At 55.7% G+C, this 23,473-nt stretch carries 16 protein-coding genes and 2 pseudogenes; 12 read left to right on the forward strand and 6 right to left on the reverse strand.

Going from position 1 to position 23,473, the window contains the following annotated elements:
• Nucleotides 1–404: 404 nt before the first annotated feature.
• Genes IBT54_RS20505 through IBT54_RS20530 form a run of 6 tightly spaced genes read left to right on the forward strand, consistent with a single transcriptional unit; the run spans nucleotide 405 to nucleotide 6,985 of the window.
• Nucleotides 405–2,495, forward strand: coding sequence for a TonB-dependent receptor (locus tag IBT54_RS20505; protein WP_201252840.1), 2,091 nt, complete (start codon nucleotides 405–407; stop codon nucleotides 2,493–2,495).
• Between the two features lie 37 nt (nucleotides 2,496–2,532).
• A complete protein-coding gene (locus tag IBT54_RS20510; RefSeq protein ID WP_236263551.1) occupies nucleotides 2,533–3,441 on the forward strand; it encodes an iron-siderophore ABC transporter substrate-binding protein in 909 nt (302 codons plus the stop codon).
• Nucleotides 3,438–4,421: an iron ABC transporter permease gene (locus tag IBT54_RS20515; RefSeq protein WP_201252841.1), complete on the forward strand. Its 984-nt coding sequence runs from the start codon at nucleotides 3,438–3,440 to the stop codon at nucleotides 4,419–4,421. Before IBT54_RS20510 ends, IBT54_RS20515 begins: the two co-directional genes overlap by 4 nt.
• A complete protein-coding gene (locus IBT54_RS20520; RefSeq protein ID WP_201252842.1) occupies nucleotides 4,411–5,442 on the forward strand; it encodes an iron ABC transporter permease in 1,032 nt (343 codons plus the stop codon). Before IBT54_RS20515 ends, IBT54_RS20520 begins: the two co-directional genes overlap by 11 nt.
• Nucleotides 5,443–5,457: 15 nt before the next feature.
• Nucleotides 5,458–6,252, forward strand: coding sequence for an ABC transporter ATP-binding protein (locus IBT54_RS20525; protein WP_201252843.1), 795 nt, complete (start codon nucleotides 5,458–5,460; stop codon nucleotides 6,250–6,252).
• Nucleotides 6,239–6,985 carry an IucA/IucC family C-terminal-domain containing protein gene (locus tag IBT54_RS20530; RefSeq protein WP_201252844.1) on the forward strand — a complete coding sequence of 249 codons (747 nt, stop codon included), beginning with the start codon at nucleotides 6,239–6,241 and terminating at the stop codon, nucleotides 6,983–6,985. The genes IBT54_RS20525 and IBT54_RS20530 overlap by 14 nt, the downstream gene beginning before the upstream one ends.
• Nucleotides 6,986–7,626: 641 nt before the next feature.
• Here the strand turns inward: IBT54_RS20530 and IBT54_RS20535 are convergent.
• The 4 genes from IBT54_RS20535 to IBT54_RS20545 form a co-directional block, all read right to left on the reverse strand.
• Entirely contained in the window at nucleotides 7,627–7,836 is a 210-nt protein-coding gene (locus IBT54_RS20535; protein ID WP_201252845.1) for a hypothetical protein, read from the reverse strand.
• A gap of 480 nt (nucleotides 7,837–8,316) precedes the next feature.
• Nucleotides 8,317–10,449 (reverse strand): putative bifunctional diguanylate cyclase/phosphodiesterase, encoded by a 2,133-nt coding sequence (locus IBT54_RS20540; RefSeq protein ID WP_370585183.1) that lies wholly within the window; start codon nucleotides 10,447–10,449, stop codon nucleotides 8,317–8,319.
• Nucleotides 10,450–10,965: 516 nt separating this feature from the next.
• On the reverse strand, nucleotides 10,966–11,205 hold the full coding sequence (locus IBT54_RS25255) for a transcriptional regulator (RefSeq protein WP_236263568.1): 240 nt from the start codon (nucleotides 11,203–11,205) through the stop codon (nucleotides 10,966–10,968).
• Nucleotides 11,206–11,755: 550 nt separating this feature from the next.
• On the reverse strand, nucleotides 11,756–13,219 hold the full coding sequence (locus IBT54_RS20545) for a methyl-accepting chemotaxis protein (protein ID WP_201252846.1): 1,464 nt from the start codon (nucleotides 13,217–13,219) through the stop codon (nucleotides 11,756–11,758).
• A gap of 338 nt (nucleotides 13,220–13,557) precedes the next feature.
• Here IBT54_RS20545 and IBT54_RS20550 point away from each other — a divergent pair, with 338 nt between their 5' ends.
• Nucleotides 13,558–15,339: a sensor domain-containing phosphodiesterase gene (locus IBT54_RS20550; protein WP_201252847.1), complete on the forward strand. Its 1,782-nt coding sequence runs from the start codon at nucleotides 13,558–13,560 to the stop codon at nucleotides 15,337–15,339.
• A 15-nt stretch (nucleotides 15,340–15,354) separates the two neighbouring features.
• Here IBT54_RS20550 and IBT54_RS20555 read toward each other — a convergent pair whose 3' ends face one another.
• Nucleotides 15,355–16,926: a diguanylate cyclase gene (locus tag IBT54_RS20555; RefSeq protein ID WP_201252848.1), complete on the reverse strand. Its 1,572-nt coding sequence runs from the start codon at nucleotides 16,924–16,926 to the stop codon at nucleotides 15,355–15,357.
• Between the two features lie 1,944 nt (nucleotides 16,927–18,870).
• On the opposite strand from IBT54_RS20555, the pseudogene IBT54_RS20560 reads away from it, so the two are divergent.
• Nucleotides 18,871–19,479, forward strand: a pseudogene (locus IBT54_RS20560) (EAL domain-containing protein); the annotation flags it as partial.
• Between the two features lie 272 nt (nucleotides 19,480–19,751).
• On the opposite strand, the gene IBT54_RS20565 reads toward IBT54_RS20560, so the two are convergent.
• Entirely contained in the window at nucleotides 19,752–20,204 is a 453-nt protein-coding gene (locus IBT54_RS20565) for an Lrp/AsnC family transcriptional regulator (protein WP_201252850.1), read from the reverse strand.
• Nucleotides 20,205–20,384: 180 nt separating this feature from the next.
• Here IBT54_RS20565 and IBT54_RS20570 point away from each other — a divergent pair, with 180 nt between their 5' ends.
• From IBT54_RS20570 to IBT54_RS20585, 4 genes and pseudogenes are all read left to right on the forward strand, one after another.
• On the forward strand, nucleotides 20,385–20,999 hold the full coding sequence (locus IBT54_RS20570) for a LysE family translocator (RefSeq protein ID WP_201252851.1): 615 nt from the start codon (nucleotides 20,385–20,387) through the stop codon (nucleotides 20,997–20,999).
• 178 nt (nucleotides 21,000–21,177) lie between these two features.
• Nucleotides 21,178–21,978, forward strand: coding sequence for a 3-methyl-2-oxobutanoate hydroxymethyltransferase (gene panB, locus IBT54_RS20575; RefSeq protein ID WP_201252852.1), 801 nt, complete (start codon nucleotides 21,178–21,180; stop codon nucleotides 21,976–21,978).
• Nucleotides 21,979–22,108: 130 nt separating this feature from the next.
• Nucleotides 22,109–22,711: pseudogene (locus IBT54_RS20580) on the forward strand (tyrosine-type recombinase/integrase).
• 176 nt (nucleotides 22,712–22,887) lie between these two features.
• On the forward strand, nucleotides 22,888–23,364 hold the full coding sequence (locus IBT54_RS20585; protein WP_201252853.1) for an N-acetyltransferase: 477 nt from the start codon (nucleotides 22,888–22,890) through the stop codon (nucleotides 23,362–23,364).
• The last annotated feature ends 109 nt before the right edge of the window (nucleotides 23,365–23,473 follow it).

Raw genomic sequence — 23,473 nt, forward strand, 5'->3', positions numbered from 1 at the left:
GCAGGCCAAAGCCGGCGCTGAGGCGCGTTGAAATTTTCATCAGTTCTCCGGTAAACGTTCGTTTGATGAACGGGTATCGGCAGAAACTTAAGATTCAGCAGGGTTTAGCACAATAGAATTGCACACGATGTAATTTGTAAGTATTGCAGCAGGCAGTAATCAGGACCGGTCTGCTGCATTGCTTAAAGCCTGAATACTGTTCAACCGACATGCCTGAAATGCGTCATACAACTGTCGATGTCAGGTGTGTCAGCAACATTCAGAATTGAAATGTATAACTTCTTAACTTTAACCTTACATTATGTTATTGATAACCGTTATCATATTTATTCTCATTACCGCTGTTTCAGTATGGCATTAAAAACCTTTCAGATAAAAAGGTCTTACACCAGAGGATTATCTGTATGAAGTATTCCACAGCGTGTGCTGCGCTAACGCTGCTCACTGTATCACCGCTTTATGCTCAGGATGATTCAGAAGGTGAACTGATAGTCAATGCTACCCGTACTGAAGGTTCACGTAATGATTCCCCTCAGGTCATCAGAGTCATTGATGAAAAAGAGATTAGCCAGCAGCGAAAAATCACGTCTGACACATCTCAGATCCTGAGTAACCTGTTGCCGTCATTCTCGCCTGCGCGACAGAAAATGTCCGGCAGCGGTGAAACGTTACGCGGGCGTATGCCACTGGTGATGATTGATGGTATTCCGCAGTCTAATCCTCTCCGCCCGACCGGTCGGGAAATGCACACTATCGACGCGTCCATGATTGAACGTATTGAGGTTATCAAGGGCGCAAACGCCAGCAACGGTATCGGTGCGACAGGAGGCGTCATCAACATTATTACCAGACGCGCGCAGCCCGGCACGGTAAATCAGCACTTCAGTGCGGAAGCCACAACGCCAGTGACTGATTTTGACCGCGATACGCTGGCCTATAAAACTAATTACAGCATTAACGGCAGCGAGGAATACGTCGATTATCTTTTTGCATTAAGTTATGAAGATCAGGGTCTGTTTAAAGATGCAGATAATCATGCGATAGGTGTTGATAATACCCAGGGTGATCTGATGGATTCCCGCGCATGGGATTTGCTGGCGAAGGTCGGTTACTGGCTGGATAATGACCAGCGCATACAGCTGAGTCTTAATCGCTATCAGCTGAAAAATAAAGACAATTACGTCAGCGTTACCGGCGATCGTGATGCCGGCGTGTTAACCACTTCTGTAAAAGGCCGTCCGGAAGGCAGCGCACCGCATAATGATGTCTGGACGGCAGGAACCACCTACGATAACTATAATCTGGCAGGAATGAAGCTGACTGCGCTGGCTTATTATCAGCGCTACGAAGCGTTATTCGGTGCAACAAATTCCTCCTCTTTTCAGGATCCTGCCATTGCTCCTCGCGGCACACTGTACGACCAGAGCCGCGCCTTTACAGACAAATACGGAACCAAAATCGCCCTGACTAAGGATGATATCTGGGACGACCGGATTAAAGCGACGGCAGGTTTTGACACGCTGTTTGACAATTCTAAACAGGATTTATGGTCAACCGGACGCACTTACGTGCCCGAAATCAACTACACCGACCTGTCGCCGTTCCTGCAACTTGAGTATGCGCCCGTTGAGTCAGTGAAGCTTAGCGGCGGCGTACGTTATGAATATGCACGACTGAATATAGACAGTTATCAGACGACATGGGCTAACAATCGCGTCAGCGTTGAGGGTGGGTCTCCTTCCTTTGAGCAAACACTGTATAACGCGGGCATTGTCTGGACGCCACTTGAGCCGCTCAGCTTGTTTGCCAGCTACAGTGAAGGTTTTACCGTGCCTGACGTCGGCCGCGTGCTCCGGGGTATTGATACCCCCGGCGTAAGGCTTGATGACTACTCAGGCCTGAAACCGATCGTCACCAAAAACAGTGAGGCAGGCTTTCGCATTCAGCAGGCACCCTTTGATTTTGAAGCGAGCTACTACCGGTCTTCTTCAAAACTCGGCAGCCGTGTGGAGCTGGTTGATGATGCATTCGTCGCCCGGCGGGAAAAAACAGAAATTGATGGGGTGGAAGTCAGCGCAGGTTACAGCGTTAATCCGGATCACAAATTGACGCTCGCCTGGTCGCATATGCGCGGGCGTTACGACAGCGATGACAACGGCAGCCTCGATGCGAAACTCGACGGTCTGAATATTGCGCCGGACCGCCTCATCGCCAGCTGGTCGGCAAACTGGAATTCAGAGCTGAGCTCATTCCTGCAGGCTAACTGGGCCATGAGCAAAAAATTCGACGATGAGGAAAAGGACTTTTCCGGCTACACACTGGTGGATGCAGCCATCGGTTATAAACTACCGCGGGGACAGCTGAGTCTGGGCATCTCTAACCTGTTGAATAAAAAATATATCACCTACTATTCGCAGAGTGCCTCCGTCGATCCTGATCGCTATTTTGCCGGGCGTGGACGTACAGCCACGCTCGGTTATAGTCTTGATTTCTGATGATGCCGCCCCCGTTACCGGGGCGGTAAACCTGATAATGAAAAACCAAATTTTTTTCTCACCTCATCGCCGGCTCTGTCTGCAGGCGCTGCTGTTATGCAGCATTTCTCCATCCCTGCTGGCGGTACAGCCGTCCGGGTGTCGTGCCGTTTCACTGTTTCAGGGCGCCACTGACAGCATGGCTGCGCTGGGCGTTACACCCTGCGGAATCGTTGAGTCCTGGGCTGAGAAGCCCGTATACCGCTACCTGCGGCAGCAGTTTGCCGGCGTGCCTCAGTTAGGGCTGGAAACCCAGCCTGCGCTTGAAAAAATAGTGCTGCTCAGACCCGATATCATTTTTGCCTCCCGGTTTCGTCATCAGGATGTTGCGCCGCTGATGGAAAAAATTGCGCCCGTGGTGCTGCTGGATGACGTTTTTGAATTCAAAAAAACGCTGACGGTCGTTGCAGAAAAGCTTGCAAGGGTAAATGACGCCCGAGTCCTGCTTCAGCGATGGGATGCACGGATTGCCGCCATTGAGACCCTGATGAGTAAGCAGTTTGGTGCACAGACCAGGCCCCAGGTGTCTGTCATTGAAGTCCGGCCCGACCATATCCGTAGCTACGCACCTCAAAGCTTTCCCGGCTCGGTAATGTCCGAGATCGGTTTTACCTGGAATGAGCAGGCCGCACAGGCGAGAAGCACGTCGCTTCGCTTCTCCGGTATGGAGAATATTCCACTGATGGATGCCGATATCTTTTTCATTCTGCTGCGGACAGGCAGCCCGGCCATCATGCGTCAGTACCGGATGATGGCCGCGCATCCGCTGTGGCAGCAAATGCGCGCAGTGAAAGCGCGACAATTATGGCAGGTGGACAGCGTTCCGTGGAGTCTGTCCGGTGGCATCCTTGGCGCAAATCAGATCCTCACAGACACAGAGCTGGCGCTGAGCCGGGGGCCATCGTGAAAGCACGCTTTTTATGCTGCGGTGCACTTCTGGTCCTGATGATACTACTCAGCGTCATGGCCGGTGCGCGCTTCTATTCTCTGTCACAGGTGGCTGACGCTCTTTTTCATACCGATCCCGTCCGTACGGCTGACATCATCATTCGCACTTCACGGCTGCCCCGCACGTACATGGCGCTGGCCATTGGTGCATTTCTGGCAGTAGCGGGCGGGCTTATGCAGGCGCTGACACGTAATCCTGTGGCATCGCCGGGACTGTTCGGTGTGAATGCAGGTGCGGTGCTGATGATTGTGCTCGCTGGCAGCATTTTTTCCCTGAGCGCCCCCTGGCAGACTCTTTTACTGGCATTTTTTGGCGCGTGCGCAGCGTGTGCACTGGTCTGGCTGGCCAGTAAAGCCGGTAACGGACGGCAGAACCCACTCCGGCTGGTGCTGGCTGGCGTAGCAATAACGGCACTGTGCAATGCTTTTACCCAGGCGATCCTCGTTATCGATCAGGAAACACTCGACACGATGCTGTTCTGGCTGGCGGGAAGCCTGACGGATAACAATCCGCATATTTATGCGATGCTATTCCCCGGCACGCTGCTGATAATGGTTGCGTGCCTGTCTGCCGGGCAGATGAATGTACTGAGTGCCGGTGATGATATTGCGGTCGGCCTTGGCCAAAATATCGTCCGGGTACGTTTGGTCGCCAGCCTGCTGGTTGTGGGACTGGCGGGAAATGCCGTCGCACTGGCCGGAAACATCGGTTTCGTTGGACTGATGGTGCCACATATCGCCCGCCAGCTTTTCGGCAGCGACCTGCGACATATGCTGCCAGCCTGTGCGCTGATCGGCGCGTTATTGTTACTGACGGCGGATATCGTCGCGCGCGTAATAATTGTGCCGCAGGAAGTGCCCGTTGGTGTGATGACAGCCCTGATGGGCGCGCCGTTTTTCGTGTTGCTCGCGCAACGCAGGGGAAATCATGCCAGATAACCGCGTTTTTCGCTGCGGCACGTTTTCCCGCCAGTATGCCGGCCGATTAACGCCGGTGGTACTGCTCTGCCTGGGTATCTCGCTGTTAATAACACTTGCAGCATTGAGTGCTGGCGACGTGCCTCTGTCGCTGCCTCAGACACTGCAGCTCCTGATACAGCCTGATGCAAGCGCGCAGAGTTTTATCCTGCATGAGCTGCGCTTACCACGCGTGGTGCTCGCGCTGCTGTCAGGCGCGGGGCTGGGACTCGCCGGACTGGTCATGCAGTTACTTGTGCGTAATCCGCTGGCATCTCCGGACACGCTTGGCGTTACCGCCGGCGCAAGCGTGGGGGCGCTGTTGTGGCTTTCGTTTTTCAGCGTTTCCTGTGGCAGCGCGCTGATGCCGGTGGCGGCGATGAGTGGTGCAGCCTGCGCGGTTGGGCTGATATTCCTGCTTTCATGGCGTAATGGGCTTACGCCGTTGAGACTGATTCTGACCGGCGTGGGCGTTTCGGCAATGGCGGGCGCGATAGTCACGCTCATTCTGGTTTTCAGTCCGCTGACCACCACATTTTCCGCCTGGGTGTGGCTCAGCGGCAGCGTTTACGCTGCGACCTGGGAGAAAGTCTGGCGTCTCCTTGCCATCGACGTGGCCGCATTACCATTCTGGCTGTTTTCGCTGCGTTACCTGAATGCACTTATGCTGGACGACGACCTCGCGACAGGGCTGGGTGTGCGGGTGCCTCTGCTGCGGGTATTGCTGCTGCTGGGCTGTGTGATACTTTCCGGCGGTGCGATCGCGATGGTGGGCGCCATGGCGTTTGTCGGTCTGGTCGCGCCTCATCTCGGGAGGCTGATCGTGCGGCACGGTATTTTTGGCCAAGCGTTTGTTGCCGCATGCGGCGGCGGTGTCATGGTAGTCCTCGCCGATCTGCTGGCCAGAACCCTGTTCCGTCCCTCGGACCTTCCTGCGGGAATTTTCATCGCGCTGGTCGGCGCACCGTTTTTTCTGGTGTTAATGATCCGGCAGCGAACCTGAAATGATGGAGAATGCGTGTCTCTTTCCACACATAAACTGAACGTAAGCTATTCACAGCAGAAGGTAATAGATTCGCTTGATCTGAGCCTTCCTGCAGCGAAAGTGTCTGTACTCATCGGCAGCAACGGCTGCGGTAAGAGCACGCTTCTCAGAGCGATGGCAAGGCTTCTCATGCCGCAGTCGGGCACGGTGATCCTGGATGGAATGGATATTCATGCCAGCAGCACGGTGCAGGTTGCACGCAGGCTGGCCATCCTGCCGCAGACGCCCGTTGCACCCGAAGGCATTTCAGTGCGTCAGCTGGTCAGCCTCGGACGCTTCCCTTATCAGAACTGGCTCCGTCAGTGGTCAGAGAAAGACGAAAAGGAGGTAAACGAGGCGCTTCGTCTGTCCGGCACTGACAAACTACAGCATCGTCCCGTGGATGCATTGTCGGGCGGGCAGCGACAGCGCGTGTGGATTGCCATGACGCTGGCGCAGGCAACGGATACGTTACTGCTGGATGAGCCCACAACCTATCTTGATTTAGCGCACCAGATTGAGGTGCTTGAGCTGTTACGCGGCCTTAATCAGAAACAGGGTAAAACCATCATTATGGTTCTGCACGACCTGAATCTGGCCTGCCGTTACGCCGATCATCTGGTCGCCGTGCACGAAGGGCGCGTTTATGCCCAGGGTGTGCCGAAAGAGATTATGACGGAGCCGCTGGTAAATAAAGTATTTAACCTGCGCTGCCGGATTATTGATGATCCGTTCTTTCAATCGCCGCTGTGCGTCCCTTTTCCCGGAGCGCTGAATGCTGACGCCTGAGGAGCATGCAGTTCTGCGGCAGACTTTCAGATTACGCGTAATCGCCGGGGCCGATGCGCGAAGTATGCCGGCAGAACACGTGCTTGATGAGCAACGTTGCCGGGCGTTATTACATCGTGTTATGCCGTTAACCGGAGCACCGGATATGGCCATTGCCGCTTCGTTATTTTCGAAGCGTCTGGCGTTTCTGGCCACCGGCAATGTGCTCTACGCGTTGAGCGTGTTTGATAAGGGCTTAAAATTGTCACTTTCATCCTGCCGGCTGGAGTATGCGCACGATGACGGGTTATGGACGTCGTCGCTCCCCGCAGACATCGGGGCAACAGGTTATCTCCCTGGTGAACGGGATGCATGGCGCGAAGGCGTCGTGGAGTCTCTTTTTAGCGGGTTTCTTTCTCCGGTCTGGCAAAGTCTGGCGCAGGTAAGCGGGCTGCCCGTGCAGATACTCTGGGAAAACACCTCAGTAAGGGTCTTTTCGCTTTATGAGGGCAGGATGAACAGGCTGGATGAAAAGCAGGAGCAGCGCCGGGAGGCGGATTTTAACTGGTTAATCGGGCAGGCTTCCCCGTCGCTCTTTGGCCTGCCCTGGAACCCGCTGAAACGCTTTCGCAGACCGCTTCAGCAAAACGCGGCGGGGCAGTCCGTGCGCTTCCGTCGGACCTGTTGTTTCTACTATAAGGCAACAGACCCCGCTGAGTATTGCCTCAACTGCCCACTCTGCAGGCGAAAATGAGCTGCGGCCATGGCTGATTACGTCTGTTTCTTGCTCATAGCAGGGTTTTACGATGAGATATCTGTTGAAGGTTTTTTGCTGAAACCGGCAGCATTATTTTGATGCTTACCGCGCGCGGCTGAGGCGTGGCAGAAATATTCGCGTCATCAGTTCTGAAGCTGGAATAAAAAAGCCCGGCGACCGGGCAATGACTCAGCCGCTCCTGTCTGAGCAGGCTACGGGGTGGGTTCATTCAGGGTAGGTGAGTATTAAAGATGGAGCCAAACGGCGGGTAAAAATATTTGCTCCAGAGGCTGCCGGCAGGGAAGAATCGTAGTGGCGGTCCTGAAACTTCTGAGTGGCCTCTGTACGTTATAAGGCTGACATCATTACCTATCAGTCAGCGGTATGAGCACCGGCTCTCACACAGCCTGCTACGGATAAGAGGACCAGTGTGAGATAACCGGTGTCAGCGATACTATTTCCCCGCCCCCTTTTAATGGCGAAAAAAAGCCCGTCTTACGCGGGCTAATTACAACAGAGCATTCAATAGAGAAGCGTTTATTGAGCAACGTATGCTCATTTTTATTATCGGCAGGCAGGGCAAGAGCTTTAAAAGCGGGGGGATGCCCGGACCTGATTTGCGCATGGCTTTATTGCGGTCAGTCGCCGGTCCGCTGGCGCTGCTCACGCTGATACTTGTGGTAATCTTCATCACATTCTGCTGAGCAGAAAGCGGTACCAGCAACAACGGCTTCTTCTTTACACCATATGCACTTACCATTGGGGCTTGCCAGTCGCGGCTTGCGCGCAGACAGTGAGGCTGCCAGGTGCGCTTCTTCGCGTTCCTGCGCCAGATCTGCATCATCCAAAATTTCTCTCCGGTAACGTAACAGAATGTCCTGAGTTCAGTGAACCGCAGGGAGTGAAACTCGCCCGGGCTGAATTGCGCCGGTCAGTATAAATTTAGACGGGTGGCGGGGCCACCAGTTAAGCCGGGGCAAATCAGCCTGAGAATAGCGACCCGCCCCGTCACCTGCCAGAGTAAAATCCTTTCCGGCCCGGTCTTAATACGCATGTGTGAACCGTCCCGTGTTTATCACCCCGCTGATGACGCTGTCTGTTCATACCTTCCTCTCTATGATGACAGACCTCGATAACAGACAATAAGAAGACGGATTCACGGAATAGCAAAGCGCGCCAGGCAATTACGCCAGCTGCATTCCGGAAGCAGCGGCTGTCCTCAGCCCGTTGATGACGGGATAGTTATGTATAAAATAACAGACAGCTTAACGGCCACGCTTCGCGCACCGCTGCCATCAGCCGGTAAAGTCATCTCTGCAGCCAGCCCGTCAGGGCCTGGGCTGCACGGGCATGAGGCTGTCGTCTTCCGCCATCAGCATTGCCTCAAAGGCCGCCGCGGTGAGCGGTCTGCACAGCCCGTTACCCTGCATGATATCGCACCGGGCAGTTGTCACAAAAACGCGCTGTGCCGCATCCTCCACGCCCTCCGCCGCCACGCTGAGGCCGAGGCTTTTCCCTAGTGTTGCGACAGCCCGGAACACCATCCGTATGCGCATGCTGTTGACCAGCTCATGAGTCAGCGACTTGTCAATTTTAAAGCCGCTGACGAAGCCGTGCTGCAGCAGGCTGATGGCGCCCAGCGTCCGTCCGTAATGATCGATAACGAACGTGGCGCCCGTGTGCCTTATCGCCTCCAGCTGCGCCGGCATGTCCTGAGCCAGCAACGCCAGATCCGGTTCATCCACCTCGAGGTCTACGAAGGTAGCATCACCGTCTGCCGCCTCCCGCAGCACGCTTTCAAGACCGTGGGCGGCCAGCTGGCGCGGGAACAGGTTGATGCTGACGCGCAGCAGCGGGCAGCGGGCATGCCACCGCCGAACCTGCGCCAGCGCAGTGCGGATAATCCAGTCGCCCAGCACAACCGAAAGCGGACTTTTCACCAGCATACCGGTAAACTCGGCCGGCAGCAGGAGCCCCCGCGTGGGATGCTGCCAGCGCACCAGCGCCTCGCAGCCGAGCAGGCGGCCGCTGCCGGCGTCATAGCGCGGCTGATAGTGCAGGATGAACTGTTGCTGCCGCACGGCAGTTTCCAGCTCACGCTCAAAGCGCCGCCGCCGCTGTTCCGCCTCGCGAAACGCTGGCCGGAAAAGTACGCTTCGGCCCTTGCCCGAGGCCTTGGCCCGGTAAAGTGCCAGGTCAGCCGCCGACATCACCGCAGACGCATCTTTACCGTGCTCCGGGCAGGAGGCAATGCCGGTGCTGGCACCCACCACGACAGGTGAACCGTGATAGCGGAAAGGCGTCTGCACGGCGGCGATAAGGCGCTCCGCCGTGGAGCTGGCATCGTCATTCCCGCCCGGCAGCAGAATGATGAACTCGTCACCGCCGAGCCGGGCGGCGATGATCGCGTCAGTACACACCTGCCGGATCTGCTCCGCCACGTGGCAAAGCAGCGCGTCGCCCGCAGCGTGCCCGAGCGTATCATTGACGGCCTTGAAGCCGTCCAGGTCCATCATGAGCAGCATGCAGGGCACGCCGGCTTCAGTCAGGTGCTCCAGCTGCTTCATAAATGCGCCGCGGCTGGCCAGCCGGGTCAGCATGTCCAGTGAGGCCAGTTCGCACAGGCGGGCCTCGCTCTCATGCCGGGCGGTAACATCGCGGATGATCAATCCCACCAGGCGTGTGCCGCCCTCGTGCCAGCCCGAGAACGAGACTTCGGCCGGAAACTCCCGGCCGTCGCGCCGCAGTCCCCATGTCTGTATCGTGCGCGGCTGTGAAACTGCCGCCTCGTCACCGCTGAGGCGGTCCAGCTCATTGCGGTAGTCGGTCTGACAGCGATCAGCAATGAGCCCGGCCACGTACCGGCCCGTCATCTCCTGCGGCCCGTAGCCAAACATGCCGGTGGCGGCCGGGTTCCAGAAGGTGATGCCGAGTCGCAGGTCGGTGCAGATGATGGCGTCCGGCGAGGTGGCTGAGATGGACTCCAGCCGCTGCTGGCTGGCGTGACGCAGCTGATCCAGCCGGTGAACTTCCATCCTGTCCATCACCAGCGCAGCGATGTCAGCAAGGTGCTGCCGGTCAGCGTCCGTCAGCGGCGGGCGTGGCAGCGTATCGGCCAGGCACACGGTGCCGATCAGGTGGCCATCCGGGGTGGCGAGCGGGATCCCCGCATAGAAGCGGAGGTGCGGATACCCCTGAACCAGCGGATTGTTGCGAAAGCGCGGGTCATCAAGCGTGTCGGGTACGCAGAGGAATGTCCCCTGTGCCAGCGTATGATCGCAGAATGACACGCGGCGGGCGGTGCCGGCAATGTTCAGTCCGTAGCGTGACGTAAAAAGCTGCCGCTGGTCATCAATCAGTGAAACAAAGGCGGTAGGCACACGAAAAAGCCGCGCGGCAAGCGTGGTGAGCCGGTCGAGCGCGTTCTCCGCCAGCGCATCTGCCTGCTGATACTGCGCCAGTGCGGCAAGGCGCTCGCGCTCAGGGTTTGTGGTCTGGCATTTCAGAGTCTGTCCCCTCGGGTAAATAGGCTGTGGCAGGCATGACACAGTAAAAAGCGGAACGGTTCAATCAGACCTGGGCGCAGAAATACCTGCCGTCCCGCAGCCGGAAGGCGGACCCGTGAGCGGGTCCTGCCACAGAGGGGCGATATACGGGCCGTGCAGCGTCAAAGTGGCATCGCAGCGTTGCTGTGACTGACGTATTCAGGCGGCAGGTTACCGCTGCAGTGCGGCGCACTGCTGGCAGATAGAGCAGTCGGGGTGTCGCAGGCGTGCTGACTGAAGTGCGTGCCTGAGGGAGTAGAACGTACCCATAAACGTCTTCCCGCCAGCCCGCGTCAGTACGGCGCAGCCCTCACAGTAAACTTCTTCAATGGCGGGGTGCCCGCATCGCACCGCATAGTAATATTTCCGGCTCATGGCCTCATCCTTTATCGGCCGGTAACACGTAAACTTCAGGCGCTGCCAGCGGGAACGCTACGTTTTCTTTTTGGGTACAAGGACATAGTGAGGATGACGCCCGGCGAGCAGAAGCAGCAGCTCATACTCTCCCTGACTCAGGGAGGCGGGATTTTTTGCGGCCTCTTTGGTCTGCCACACGCGCAGGCTGAGCTCAAACCGCTCAGCAGCGGCCTCCTGCGACAGACCCGCAGCCAGACGGAGTTCACGGACGGCGGAACAGACAATAACGGGGCGATTTACAGACTGATTTCCCAGAAGATACTCCCTTCAGAGATGCGGGCCGCACACGAGCGGCAGAATGAAAAATTACGCAGAGAATGACAGAGCAGTCATTACATTGTCTTAACTTTTCTTCTGCAATGCAACGCCAGCGGCCCGGATACTCACCGGTTAACCGCAGACCTGATTAACTGAATCATGCGGCTGCGCCGGATTATTTATTCAGTATTAACGCCTTATCGCCTGCAGGACCGGAAATAGTCTTCTTTTCTTTGGTTATTATTCCGGAGATATTCCGGTGTATGATCTCTGATAAAATGCCAGGATATTCAGGGCTCACGGGAACGGACGGTATTAATAATGAACCACCTGAATGAAAAAAGCATAAACGGATGAAATAACAGTATCTGTATTCAGCATCAGAAGCGCTGGTCTCAGCCGCACGGAGATCCGGGAAGAGTGACAGATAATTTTCCGCTGACGCTGCGCACAGCCCGTGAGAGTCTGAACCCGGCCGTGCGTGCAGCGGACGAATACCGATCGCGTGCGCGAGGCGGCAGAAAAACCCTCTGCCGCTCACTGGAAGCTACCGATGCCCGAAAGCCACCCAGTCCCCTTCCGGTGACGGCGTCACGGGGGGACTGGCCTGACGCCGCGGGCCCGCTAAGACAGAGGCAGTAACGTTACCGTTTGCCGCCGGCAGCGTAAAGCGGGTGATCGCTCCGCTCAGTGCGGTTGTCTGTCCGCTCAGGCTGCCTGCCGTCGCAGAGACCGCCTGCACCAGCGTGGCGTTCTGCTGCGTAACGCGATCGAGCTCCGCCACGGCCAGCGTGACCTGCGCGATCCCTTTGCTCTGCTCCCCGGAGGCAAGCGCTATCTGGCCGATCAGATCGCTGACGCCGCCGACACCCCGCAGTACCTCGTCCATGGTGGCACCGGCGCTGTCAGCCGCCTGGCGCCCGGCGCTGACGCGCGCCACGGTATCGGCGATCAGTTCTTCGATCTCCTTTGAGGCGAGCGCGCTGCGTTGCGCCAGCGAGCGCACTTCGGCCGCCACGACGGCAAAGCCGCGGCCCTGTTCGCCGGCGCGGGCCGCCTCGACCGCGGCGTTCAGCGCCAGAATGTTGGTCTGAAAGGCAATCCCGCTTATGGTAGTGGTGAACTGACGGATTTTTTCTGACCCCTCCGCAATGCCGCCCATGGCATCCACCACCGCGCGCACGAGATGCTCGCTGCGCCGCGTGGTCTCTGCGGTCTGCACCGCCAGCTCCCGGGCCTCATGGGCATTAGCCGCGTTGTGGCTGACGGTGGCGGTAATTTCCTCCATGCTGGCCGCGGTCTGTTCCAGTGCCGCAGCCTGGGTGGCAGTCCGGTCGGACAGGTCAGCGTTGCCGCTGGCAATGTCGCCGGCCTCGCGGTGCAGTATAACCGCGTTGTCGCGGATCGACTCCACCGCATCGAGCAGGCTGTGCTGCATCTCCCGGACCAGCGGTACCAGCTGCCCTACGCAGTTGCGGCCAAGGTCTTCCGGCTCATGGGTGAGGTCGCCATCCGCGATGGTCTTCAGGTGCGCACGGATCTTCGCCACCGGGCGCACGAGGTGCACGACGAGATAGCGGTCGCAGAACGCCAGCAGCGTGGCAGCGGCCAGCAGCGCAATGCAAAGAATCACCTCAAGACGGTGGCGCTCAGCCAGCACCGGCGCGTCGTCGGCCGCCAGCTGCTGTGTCAGGGCGCTGAGACGTTCTCGTGCCGCGGCCGGATAGCCCTGCGGTGCCGACAGCGTTGCCCGGTAGATATCCCAGGCCGGGTCTGCCGGAACGGCGGTCAGCAGAGCCGCCTTATCTGCTGCGCTGCCGTCCTGCATAACGAGGCCCGCACGGGTCAGAAAGGTGAGCTGCTGCGTCAGCGCATCGGCGCGATCGGCATGGCGGTACATCTCGCGCAGCGTCAGCGTGCCGTAGCCGCCGGCAAGCGCCACCACGGCCAGCGAGAGGATCATTATCCACAATACCACGCGGCGGATGGTCAGGTGTCGGAGTAACTGCATAAGGTTTTCCCTAGTGTCATATTGTTGTTAAATAATAATTGTCGTTTATTTTATTTTTGTGCGTGATTAATACGCGCTGCGTTTATTCAGAGGGAATTCTGGCAGGATTAATAAAAAAAGAATATGTTTCAACGATAGAATAAAAGAATCGTGATGCTGTGAATAATTCGCTAAAGAAAATAAATAATGACACCGGACCACGCGGTGCCTAGAATACATGGCATATTAATGCGTTAATTGTTTTTCCCTGTTGCAGTAATTCTTTTTAGTGCCGGTCCGTTACCGTACATTTTTTCTTTCTGATTTCGCACCGGAACCAGGCCGGGGCGGAGGGATACATGCTAATTAATCTTACCGGCGACGACGATCGCCGCGCGCAGGCGCTGAAAGCGCTGCGCAGTCCCGACGAAAGCCGCGACGACGTGCTGCAAAAATTTGTCCGGCTGGCCAGCCAGGCGCTGGATATTCCCGGCAGCTTTATCTCCGTGCTGGATGACGAGCACCAGCACGTGCAGGCCGCCCATAATTTCGGGCTGAAGCAGTCGTCGCGCGAGGACTCCCTGTGCCGCCATGCGGTGGACAGTGACAGTGCTGTGGTCGTGCCTGACACCTGGCTTGACGCCCGTTTTTCGTCACATCCGCTCATCACCGGCGCGCCTTACATACGCTTCTATGCCGGCGTACCGCTGAAAAATCGTGAGGGCATTGTGCTTGGCACGCTGTGCGTCACGGACACGGTCCCGCACCCGTTTGGCACCGATCAGGTAACTACACTTAAGCTGCTGGCCGCGCTGGTGATGTCGTTTCTGGAGGCCTGGCACTCCGCCGGATTTGCCGACCCGGTCACCGGCCTGCCAAACCGTCAGCGCCTCGTACGCGACCTGCAGTTTCTGGCTGCGTCGGGGGACAGCACGCCGCGCCGCCTGGTGCTGATTGACTGCATCGACATGCCGCGCGCCTACGAACTCGCCCGCTCGATGGGGATGGGGCCGGTGGAAAGCCTGCTCAGGGACGTGGCCACCCTGCTGCCGCTGCGCCTGCGCCCGGCCCCTGACGAGCTGTTCTATACCGTTGCTACCGGGCGATTCGCCGTTCTGACGCGTGAAGACAGCCACTTGAATGCGGACTGGGTCGCGGGTCGCCTGGAGGGGATCAGTGCCGATCTCGGGGACGGCATCGCCGTGGCGCTCAGCACTCATGCGGGCGAAGTGACCTTTGCCACGGGCAGCATAACAGCACAGGAAGCGCTGCGCCGTGCGGTGAGCGCGCTGCACGAGGCCATCGGCCGGGGTGTGCCCGCCATGCGCTTCAGCGCGGCCAGCGACGCGCGTCACACTCAGGACTTCACGCTGATGAATGACCTGGCCGCCGCGCTGCGGGAAGACAGCGGTCTGTGGCTCGCTTTCCAGCCCAAAATCTGCCTGCACAGCGGCAGGCCCGTCGCGCTGGAGGCGCTGATCCGCTGGCACCACCCGGTACGCGGCGAGCTCTCCCCCGCGGTGTTTGTCCCTCTGGCTGAGCAGACTTCGCTGCTCAGCGACCTCACGGCCTGGGTCACGGACCGGGTTATCCGCCGCCTGGCACGTCTGTGCAACAGCTGTATTCAGCTCCCCGTCACGGTGAACGTCAGCAGCCAGGACTTTGCGCGCGAGGGCTTTGCTGACGCGCTGGAGATGAAGATGATAAGGGCGAAGCTACCCACATCCCTGCTAGGCATTGAGTGTCTGGAGACAGAGCGCATTATTGAAAACCCGGCGGCAATGCACGGGCTGGAGATGCTGAAGCTGCGCGGATTCGGGATTTCGCTGGATGATTTCGGCACCGGCTACAGCAACATCAGCTACCTGCGCCGCATGCCGCTTGACGTCATCAAGCTGGACCGCTCGCTCATCAGTGAAATTTCGTCTGACACCGCTTCGCGCATTATTGCCCGCAGTATTATTACTATGCTGAAGGATCTTGACTACACGGTGCTGGCCGAAGGCGTTGAGGATGCGGAAACGGGCACCGCGCTCACCGAGTACGGCTGCGACCAGGCGCAGGGCTTTTTCTATTCCCGGCCCCTGCCGGAGTCAGAGCTCGACGGATGGCTGTCCTGGAAGCTTCGCGGCCAGTGCTGACCCGGCGTCATGCTATCAGACGGTCACCGGATATCGCCTGAACCCCTCCGGTCCGGCAACCACAACCGCGTTACGTCCGGCGCCTTTGGCCTCATAAAGCGCCTCATCGGCGCGGCGCAGAAGCGCGCCGCGGCCGTCACAGCAGTCAAGCGACGCGACGCCGGCGGACACCGTCATCGTTCCCACGTACGGAAACGTCGTGGTACTTACCGTTTCGCGGATGCGCTCCGCCGTACGGGCCGCATCTTCCAGCGACGTCTGCGGCAGCAGCAGAATAAACTCCTCGCCACCTGAGCGGCTGACCACGTCGCCGTTTCTGCAGGCCTGGCGCAGCAGACCCGCCAGGCTTATCAGTACCGCATCGCCGGCATCGTGCCCGTACCAGTCGTTTATTTTTTTAAAATGGTCGATATCAAGGGCTATTGCGCACTGTGACGCATCCTCACTTAACCGGTCCGCCAGAAGAATGAACCCCCTCCGGTTGCAGAGTCCGGTCAGCGGATCGGTCATGGCCTCGTCGCTGAGCGCTGCCATGCGTCCGGCCACGGCATGGCGTTGCTCTTCCAGGGCCTGCTTAAGGCGATCTGCTTCATAGTACCAGGCCTGCACCGACGCGGGTGACGCTTCACTGCCTCCGTCCCGCACCATGCTGGCCAGCTTTTCCAGGGGAGAGGCGATACGCCCGGCCAGCACGGTCATCACGGCAGCCGTCAGGATGATAATTCCCGACAGGAACCACAGCGCATTTTTTACCGTGCGCATCAGGATCTGCCGCACCGTCTCAGAGCTCCCCGCAATGAAAATGTTCCAGTCCGTCCTGTGCAGGCTGGCATAGCCGGTAAGGAACTGCTGCCCGTCCGCTTCAGAGCTGAATTGGCCACTCTGCGTTGTGGCCAGCTGTTTCTGCAGCGCGGGAGGCAGCGTCATTTTTTTCCCGACGCGTGCGGGGTCGTGGCTGAATATGATAAGGCCGTCATTGCTGACGATGCTGACGGTGGAACCACGGGCGTAGAAATGCTGGCTCAGGATATCGCTCAGCATGCTCTGCTTTCTGAGATAGATTGTGCCGCCGATATAGCCCAGATAATGGCCGTCAGAGGTAAACAGCGGCTGGGACAGAAACACGACATAGTTGCCGGAGGCTGACGTAAAGGGCGCTGAAATAAACGGCTTCTGCGTGGCAATTGCCTGCCTGCTCGCGTCAGAATAGAGTTTTATGCCTACAAGATTCAGGCTTTCCGGTGAGGTGGCAGCAATGACGGCGTCACGGTTAACCACCACGACCGTATTGAAAAAACCCGACTGCAGGCGCAGGCGGTCGGTCTCGGCCCGGAGCAGTGCCGGGTCGGAGAGTCCGTTAATCTGCCGGGCGCTCCAGGCCAGTTCGCGCTGTGCGATACCAAGATATCGGTCGGTCGTGTCGGCAAGCTTGCGCGCGTAGGCGATATTGCCCTCGAGCAGGCTGTCCTCAATGTTGCCTTTCTGAAAAATAAGCAGCGCGCCGAGCAGCAGGCTGGCGGTCAGGATCACCCCGCCGATGGAGAGCGAGATGAGGAGCGTGCGGAGGCGCAGTTTTTTCAGCGACATGACGTTAAGGTCCGGTTAAGGTATATCCAGAGTGTAGCTGTTATGCCGCTGACTAAAGCCATGAATAGCGAGCCTTTTATGCCCCGCACGGCAGGATTGCGGAGACCGGCAGGTTCATGCAGGCTTAGCATTCCTGATTCCCACGGCTACTAACCAGTCTGATAACCCGGTAGTTATTACGAAACCCGTAGCGTAATGTCATAAAAAGTGCTTAACAGTGCAATGCCACCTCACCAGGGCATTTCAGCCATTAGCCCGTGAAATCCTGCGGGCCTTTTTTCAGGCTGAATACTGAAAACAGGTCCGCAGGCGCCACCTTACCAACTTATTCACCTGCGCAGTGGATAACCCTGTGATCAGCCGGTATAAGTCAGCCGGCAACCGGCCGGTAATGCATGACAACGCGAATCGTACAAATTATATACACCCCGCATAGCCGGTCATGCCCATGAAGTGGCTGTGATTCTGTAAAGCGTATACCGGTTCTGGTGACTCAGAATCTGCCCGTGCCCTGACACATTCGTATCTGATTTTTTTTAGCCGCGGCGGTGCAGGACGGGCCCATGCAGTCCTTTTCTGCTGCCTGCCTGTGCAGGCCAGTTGATTTTTTCTTTACGTTTCGTTATGGCTGGTCCGCAGCGTTTTAAGATATATGTGAACCCGGAATTTCAAAAAAGCCGGATACGACCTGAGGCATTATCCTGTTGCCGCTAATGCTCAGTGCTGTTTCCACAACAGCAGACAGCTTCTTTATTTATACGATTGCTCAAAGACAGCAGCTCAGATGGAGAATCAGAACGCAATGGTCACCGAACGCTGCAGGCGATGCTGTGCAACGCTGACTCCTGAGGAGCGCCACCATTATGTCAGCCTTTGTGAGGTCTGCGCAGCGGACATCCGGAGGCAGGCGCGCGAGGCGAATACGCCGGTAAAATCACCGGTCTATGTGCTGAGATACGCCGCTTTTATATTACGGCGTTACCGTCACATCCGGAAGGTCAGGAATTGACAGCCCAGCATGAAGCCAGTTGTGACTGGCTCTGCAATTTGAAAACAGGTATTGTCCGGATGCTAGGGGGAATCTATTTTCGGTTTAAAGTTTTTATTTCTGTAATCTTAATGAAAGGGGATTAAAGAAATCCCGCACTACCCTGATACAGGAACGGTTTGTCATCTGGTTAATGAATCTTTCTGGTAAATTAAATGAGAGACCATCACTTTTTAGACTAGGGCACTGAAAATAATAAATTTTAATCTATATTTTTATTTTTCATTACATCCCGAGGCGTAATGAAGCTGTAAGCTTTTATTACACCTGCACGAGTGCAGAAATCAATGTGAACTATAAGACCTTCTAAGGAAATAAAAATTTTTATATTTTTAATTAACGCATGATTTCTTCTGTAACTATCATGCAATTATTAACCCTCCCTAATTATTCTGAAAGTAATCTTAAGTGTAAGTCGTATGAACTTTAATTCGGACAAATAGGTTCTTCCGACAAAAAACAGGTAAAAAAATGTGAATTTAGTTAGTGCGGATAAAAAACTGCATTTATTGAGGCTGATGACCTGGAAAGATAAAATTCTATCCTGGAAATATCGCGCATGAGGTATTTTTCCTGCTTTTACCTCATGTCAGATTTCATAGCCTGGCCCGGGCTGGCCGCCATTGCCACCATGGAGGTTTCCAGATGTCAGCGTTTCATCTGTAGTTTAACTTCTGGCTTACCGGGATATATGCAGTCTCAATCCGCTACCACGGACGGGTTTACTTAGTATCATACCGCACGGAATCTGGTTGCGCGTATCCGGAATTTGATGTCCGCTTCGTGCCAGTAGCGGTCGTTGCTTTCACAGCATGCATGGTCAGTCACTCCACCGCACAGGTAAATCCCCTGATATTGTAATGTAATTTTTTCCATTCTTCCATCACCACCCCGTCAGGGGCAGCGCACCGCCGTCCGTGTTTATTCCTCTGGCAGAGCAGACCGGACTTATCCATGAGATGGGGGCTTTCGCCCTGAGGCGGGCATGTGCAGAAGTAGCCGGCTGGCCTGATAGCGAACGCATAGCCGTAAACCTTTCGCCCTGCCAGTTTCGCGAACCCCGGCTGGCCGACATCGTCAGTGACGCTCTGCAACAGAGCGGTCTTGTGCCGCACCGGCTTGAGCTGGAGATTACGGAGTCGGCCCTGTTTGAGCATCCGGAAGACAGCTATCGCGTCATTCATGAGTTAAAGGAAATGGGGGGGCATATCGTACTGGACGACTTTGGCACAGGCTATTCATCACTAAGCTACCTGCGTACCCGCCTGTTCAGCAAAATCAAAATTGACCGATCCTTTATCAGCGATCTGATTTCAGATGCGGGCGCGACGGCAATTGTCAGTGTCGTCCTGACGCTGTGTCGCGAGCTCGGGCTGGAGGTGGTGGCGGAAGGCGTTGAAAAAGAAGAGCAGGCTGAATGGCTCCGGACATCCGGCTGCGGGATGCTGCAGGGCTTTCTTTTTGGCCGTCCGGGTCCACACAGAAAGCAAAATCAGACAATCTGATGGTTTTCTGATACACGCAGGTTTTACCGGTCAGCCACTGTCCGGATAAGACAGGCCGCCACTTAATAAGCGCAATGCCCGAAGGAATTTTATTTTTAAAACGAAAACACAACGAGCTCTGTTCACCTAAAGTGAACCCCGCGACCGTATTTGTAATGTCTGCTTTGTGCCAAAAGCAGAAGTTCGACTTTTGAACCGTTCTACAGCACAACATTGTCTCCGTGCCAAAAACTTTTTGAAAACTATCGAATGGCAGAGGCCTTGCACAAGCATCAAACAGGCAGCGCGCGATCTTTCACAACCGTTTTCATAACTAATGTTGAGGTAAGCCGCTGCACACCTGAGATACCAGAGAGTTTTTCATCATACAGCTCCTGAAAAGCCGGCAGGTCACGGGTGATAATATGAAGCAGATAATCGGGATCGCCAAACAGTCGCTGCGCCTGAATAATTTGCGGTATCTCCTCTACTGCCGCCTCGAAGGCGGCGACCGCCTGTCGGTCTCCCTCGCGCAGGGTGACGAAAACTATGGCTGAAAAGTTCAGCCCGAATCTGGCCGGATCCAGATGCGCCCGGTAGCCGCTGATTACCCCTTCCTGCTCAAGGGCTCTGACCCGGCGCTGGCATGACGACAGGCTGACCCCCACCCGTTCCGCCAGGTCAGTGAGCGAAAGCCGCCCGTCATTCTGAAGCTCTGCAAGAATATTGCAGTCTGTTCTGTCCATTCCTGAAAACCTCCCGTCCCGACTCATCTTTTAAGCTGTAAATGAAAGCACATTCCGCTTGCAAAGCGATATTCTTTCTTCAATTTTTAACGTATTAGTCAGGTAAAGATTTTACTAAATGCAGCTTTTTAACACTGATCAATGCCCGGTCAGCGATGCGGTCGATAAGGATTACGCTACATGTCACTGAGTATATTCGCCGCCTTCTGGGCTGTTTCCGTGCTTTTTGTAATCACGCCCGGCGCCGACTGGTCTTACGCCATTTCAGCCGGCATCCGGGGACGCCGGGTTGTGCCGGCGGTTGCCGGCATGCTGAGCGGCCATCTTGTTACAACGCTCATAGTGGCAGCGGGAGTCGGCTCAGTCATTGCAGGCACGCCGGGCGTACTGACGCTTCTGACCGTAGCCGGGTCGGCCTACCTGCTCTGGCTAGGCCTCGGCATGTTGCGCCATCCGACAGCGCCGGCGGCGGGGCAGAATGATGATGCAGGCTCGCCACTGAAATGGGCGCTCAAGGGCTTTTGCATCAGCGGGCTTAATCCGAAGGTTTTTTTGCTGTTTCTGGCTCTGCTGCCCCAGTTCACTGACGTCCACGCTGCCTGGCCGCTTCCACTGCAGATGATCGCGCTGGGGCTGGTGCATGTGGTCAGCTGCGGCGTGGTCTACCTGCTTGTGGGGTATGGCTGCGGTAGGGTGCTTGGGACGCGACCGCGCGCCGCACAGAATGTCAGCCGGATGTCAGGCGCCCTGATGATCATTATTGCGGCCCTGCTGCTGGCAGAGCAGCTTCTCTGACGCATGGGCATGAAGGCTTATAACAACGCATAATGCAGCAGGGACTCTATGAATACACTAAACGTCAGCCCGAGCTTTAGGGTGTCCTGCAGACCGAGCAATACAATTAGCGTTGCGAAAGCTGGTATTATCGCACCGCAACATCCTTCATCAACGTAACGAATTAGCAGAGAACACCATGTCATCAGTCACACTGACACATCTGAAAAAACTCAAGCAGCGCGGCGAGAAAATCACCATGCTCACCTGCTACGACGCCACGTTTGCACACCAGCTGAGCACGGCAGGCGTGGAGATGCTTCTTATCGGCGATACGCTGGGAATGATCCTGCAGGGCCATGACAGCACCCTGCCGGTCAGGCTGGAAGATATGGTTTATCACACGGCCTGCGTTAAGCGCGGAAACAACGGCGGCTTCATTATAGCCGACCTTTCATTCATGACCTGCTCCTCACCTGAGCAGGCACTGCACAGCTCCGCGCAGTTAATGCAGGCCGGTGCGCAGATGGTCAAGATTGAAGGTGGAGAGTGGCTGTGCGACACGGTGCGTCAGCTGACGCGTAACGGTATACCAGTTTGCGCCCATATAGGACTAACCCCGCAATCGGTTAACGTCTTTGGCGGCTTTAAGGTGCAGGGCCGTAATAAAGAGCAGGCGGCCTCCCTGATTGAAACGGCGAAAAAGTTAGAAGAAGCCGGTGCGGCTATGGTGCTGGTTGAAGCCGTCCCCGCCTCTCTGGGCAAGGCGCTGAGCGAGGCTGTATCCGTGCCGGTCATAGGCATCGGTGCAGGTCCGGATACTGATGGACAGGTTCTGGTGCTGCACGACATGCTTGGCTTGAGCATGACCGGCAGGGCACCGAAATTCGTCAAAAACTTTATGAAAGGGCAAGGCGACATTCAGGGCGCATTAAAAAGCTACATTGCCGCCGTCAAGGACGGCAGCTTCCCGGCGGCGGAGCACTGCTACTCAGAATAAGTTACAGATGCAGCCGCTTATTTTAGCGGCTCATACATGTAATCTGGCTAAAGAGACTGATCACCGACATCCTCTTTTCGCTCATATGGGACAACCATAATCACATCTCCAAACCCAAAGGAGATTGAGCATGACAACATCCGCCTGGAACAAGGGCCGTATCATTGGCCAGAAACGGCCTCTTCAGATCTCTCATATCTGGGGAATCCGTATCAGAATTGAGCTGAAAGGAAAAGTACGCGATTTAGCTCTGTTTAACATGGCTCTGGACAGTAAACTTCGGGGCTGTGATCTGATTAAGCTAAAAGTTTCTGATATGGCCTATGGGCACTCTGTTTCAGGCAGAGCGACAGTGCTGCAGCAAAAAACGGGAAGCTCCGTTCAGTTTGAACTGACTAAGGGAACCAGAGAGGCTGTAGCAGCGTGGATCAAAATGGCTCATCTACGTAGTAGCGACTATCTGTTCCAGTCCCGCGTCGGTTCCTCACGACATATCTCAACCAGGTAATATAACCGTATCTTTCATGGATGGATTGATAAGCTGGGTCTCGACGAGACTCTGTACAGTACGCATTCTATGCGAAGAACCAAGCCATATCTGATCTATAAAAAAACGAAGAATCTTCGAGTGATCCAGCTACTGTTAGGTCACAAAAAACTCGAAAGTACAGTCCGTTATCTCGGTATTGAAGTGGATGATGCCTTGGAGATATCTGAGTCTATTGAAGTCTGATTTGTGAGGGCTGCAACAGCAGCCCTGTGCCAGAAACGGACATTGAGTTCTCCCTTTCATGTAATCGACCAGGAGTGTTGTTATTCCATAAACGAATAATATTGACCTTACATCGATTTTAACGTTATTAGTATGGCCCTCTCTATTAGTATGACTTCCTCAATAAGGATTAAAAGATGGTCTCGTTTCGCTCAATGACAGAAGAAGAGTACTCTGCTTATCTTGAATATTTTATTCCTGACTATGCAATTGAGATAGCATCAAATTATGGAATGTCAAAAAGTGATTCTCTGACGATGGTCCAGCTGGAAATATCAAAATTGCTTGCGGATGGAGTGAATACACGCGGGCAAATTTTACTGTCCATTTTCGCGAAATTAGATATGTCTGAGAGGCACGTAGGCTATCTCTGGTACAAACCAGATGCGGCAATGCGCACAGTATTTATCTATGATTTCCATATTTTCAATTCATTCCAAGGAGAGGGGTTGGGTAAACAGGCTCTACGCACTTTTGAAGAGGATCTCCAGGATAAGGGTTATAAAGAGATTAGACTACGCGTAGCTGGAAATAATGCCCGGGCTTTCCATGTATACGAGAGCAGCGGTTTCGGAGTAACGGGTATCAATATGAGCAAGGTCATCGTGCGTTAGGATATTAATTAACAGAATCAATAATTGAAAATTTCGTCTGCTTTTCGCTCACAGCGGCCCTTAAACTTCATTATGTTAAGAAGGTGACTGAACTCACTCGGCCTCGCAA

The sequence above is a fragment of the Pantoea sp. S62 genome, assembly GCF_016658625.1.
Taxonomy (GTDB): Bacteria; Pseudomonadota; Gammaproteobacteria; order Enterobacterales; family Enterobacteriaceae; genus Pantoea; species Pantoea vagans.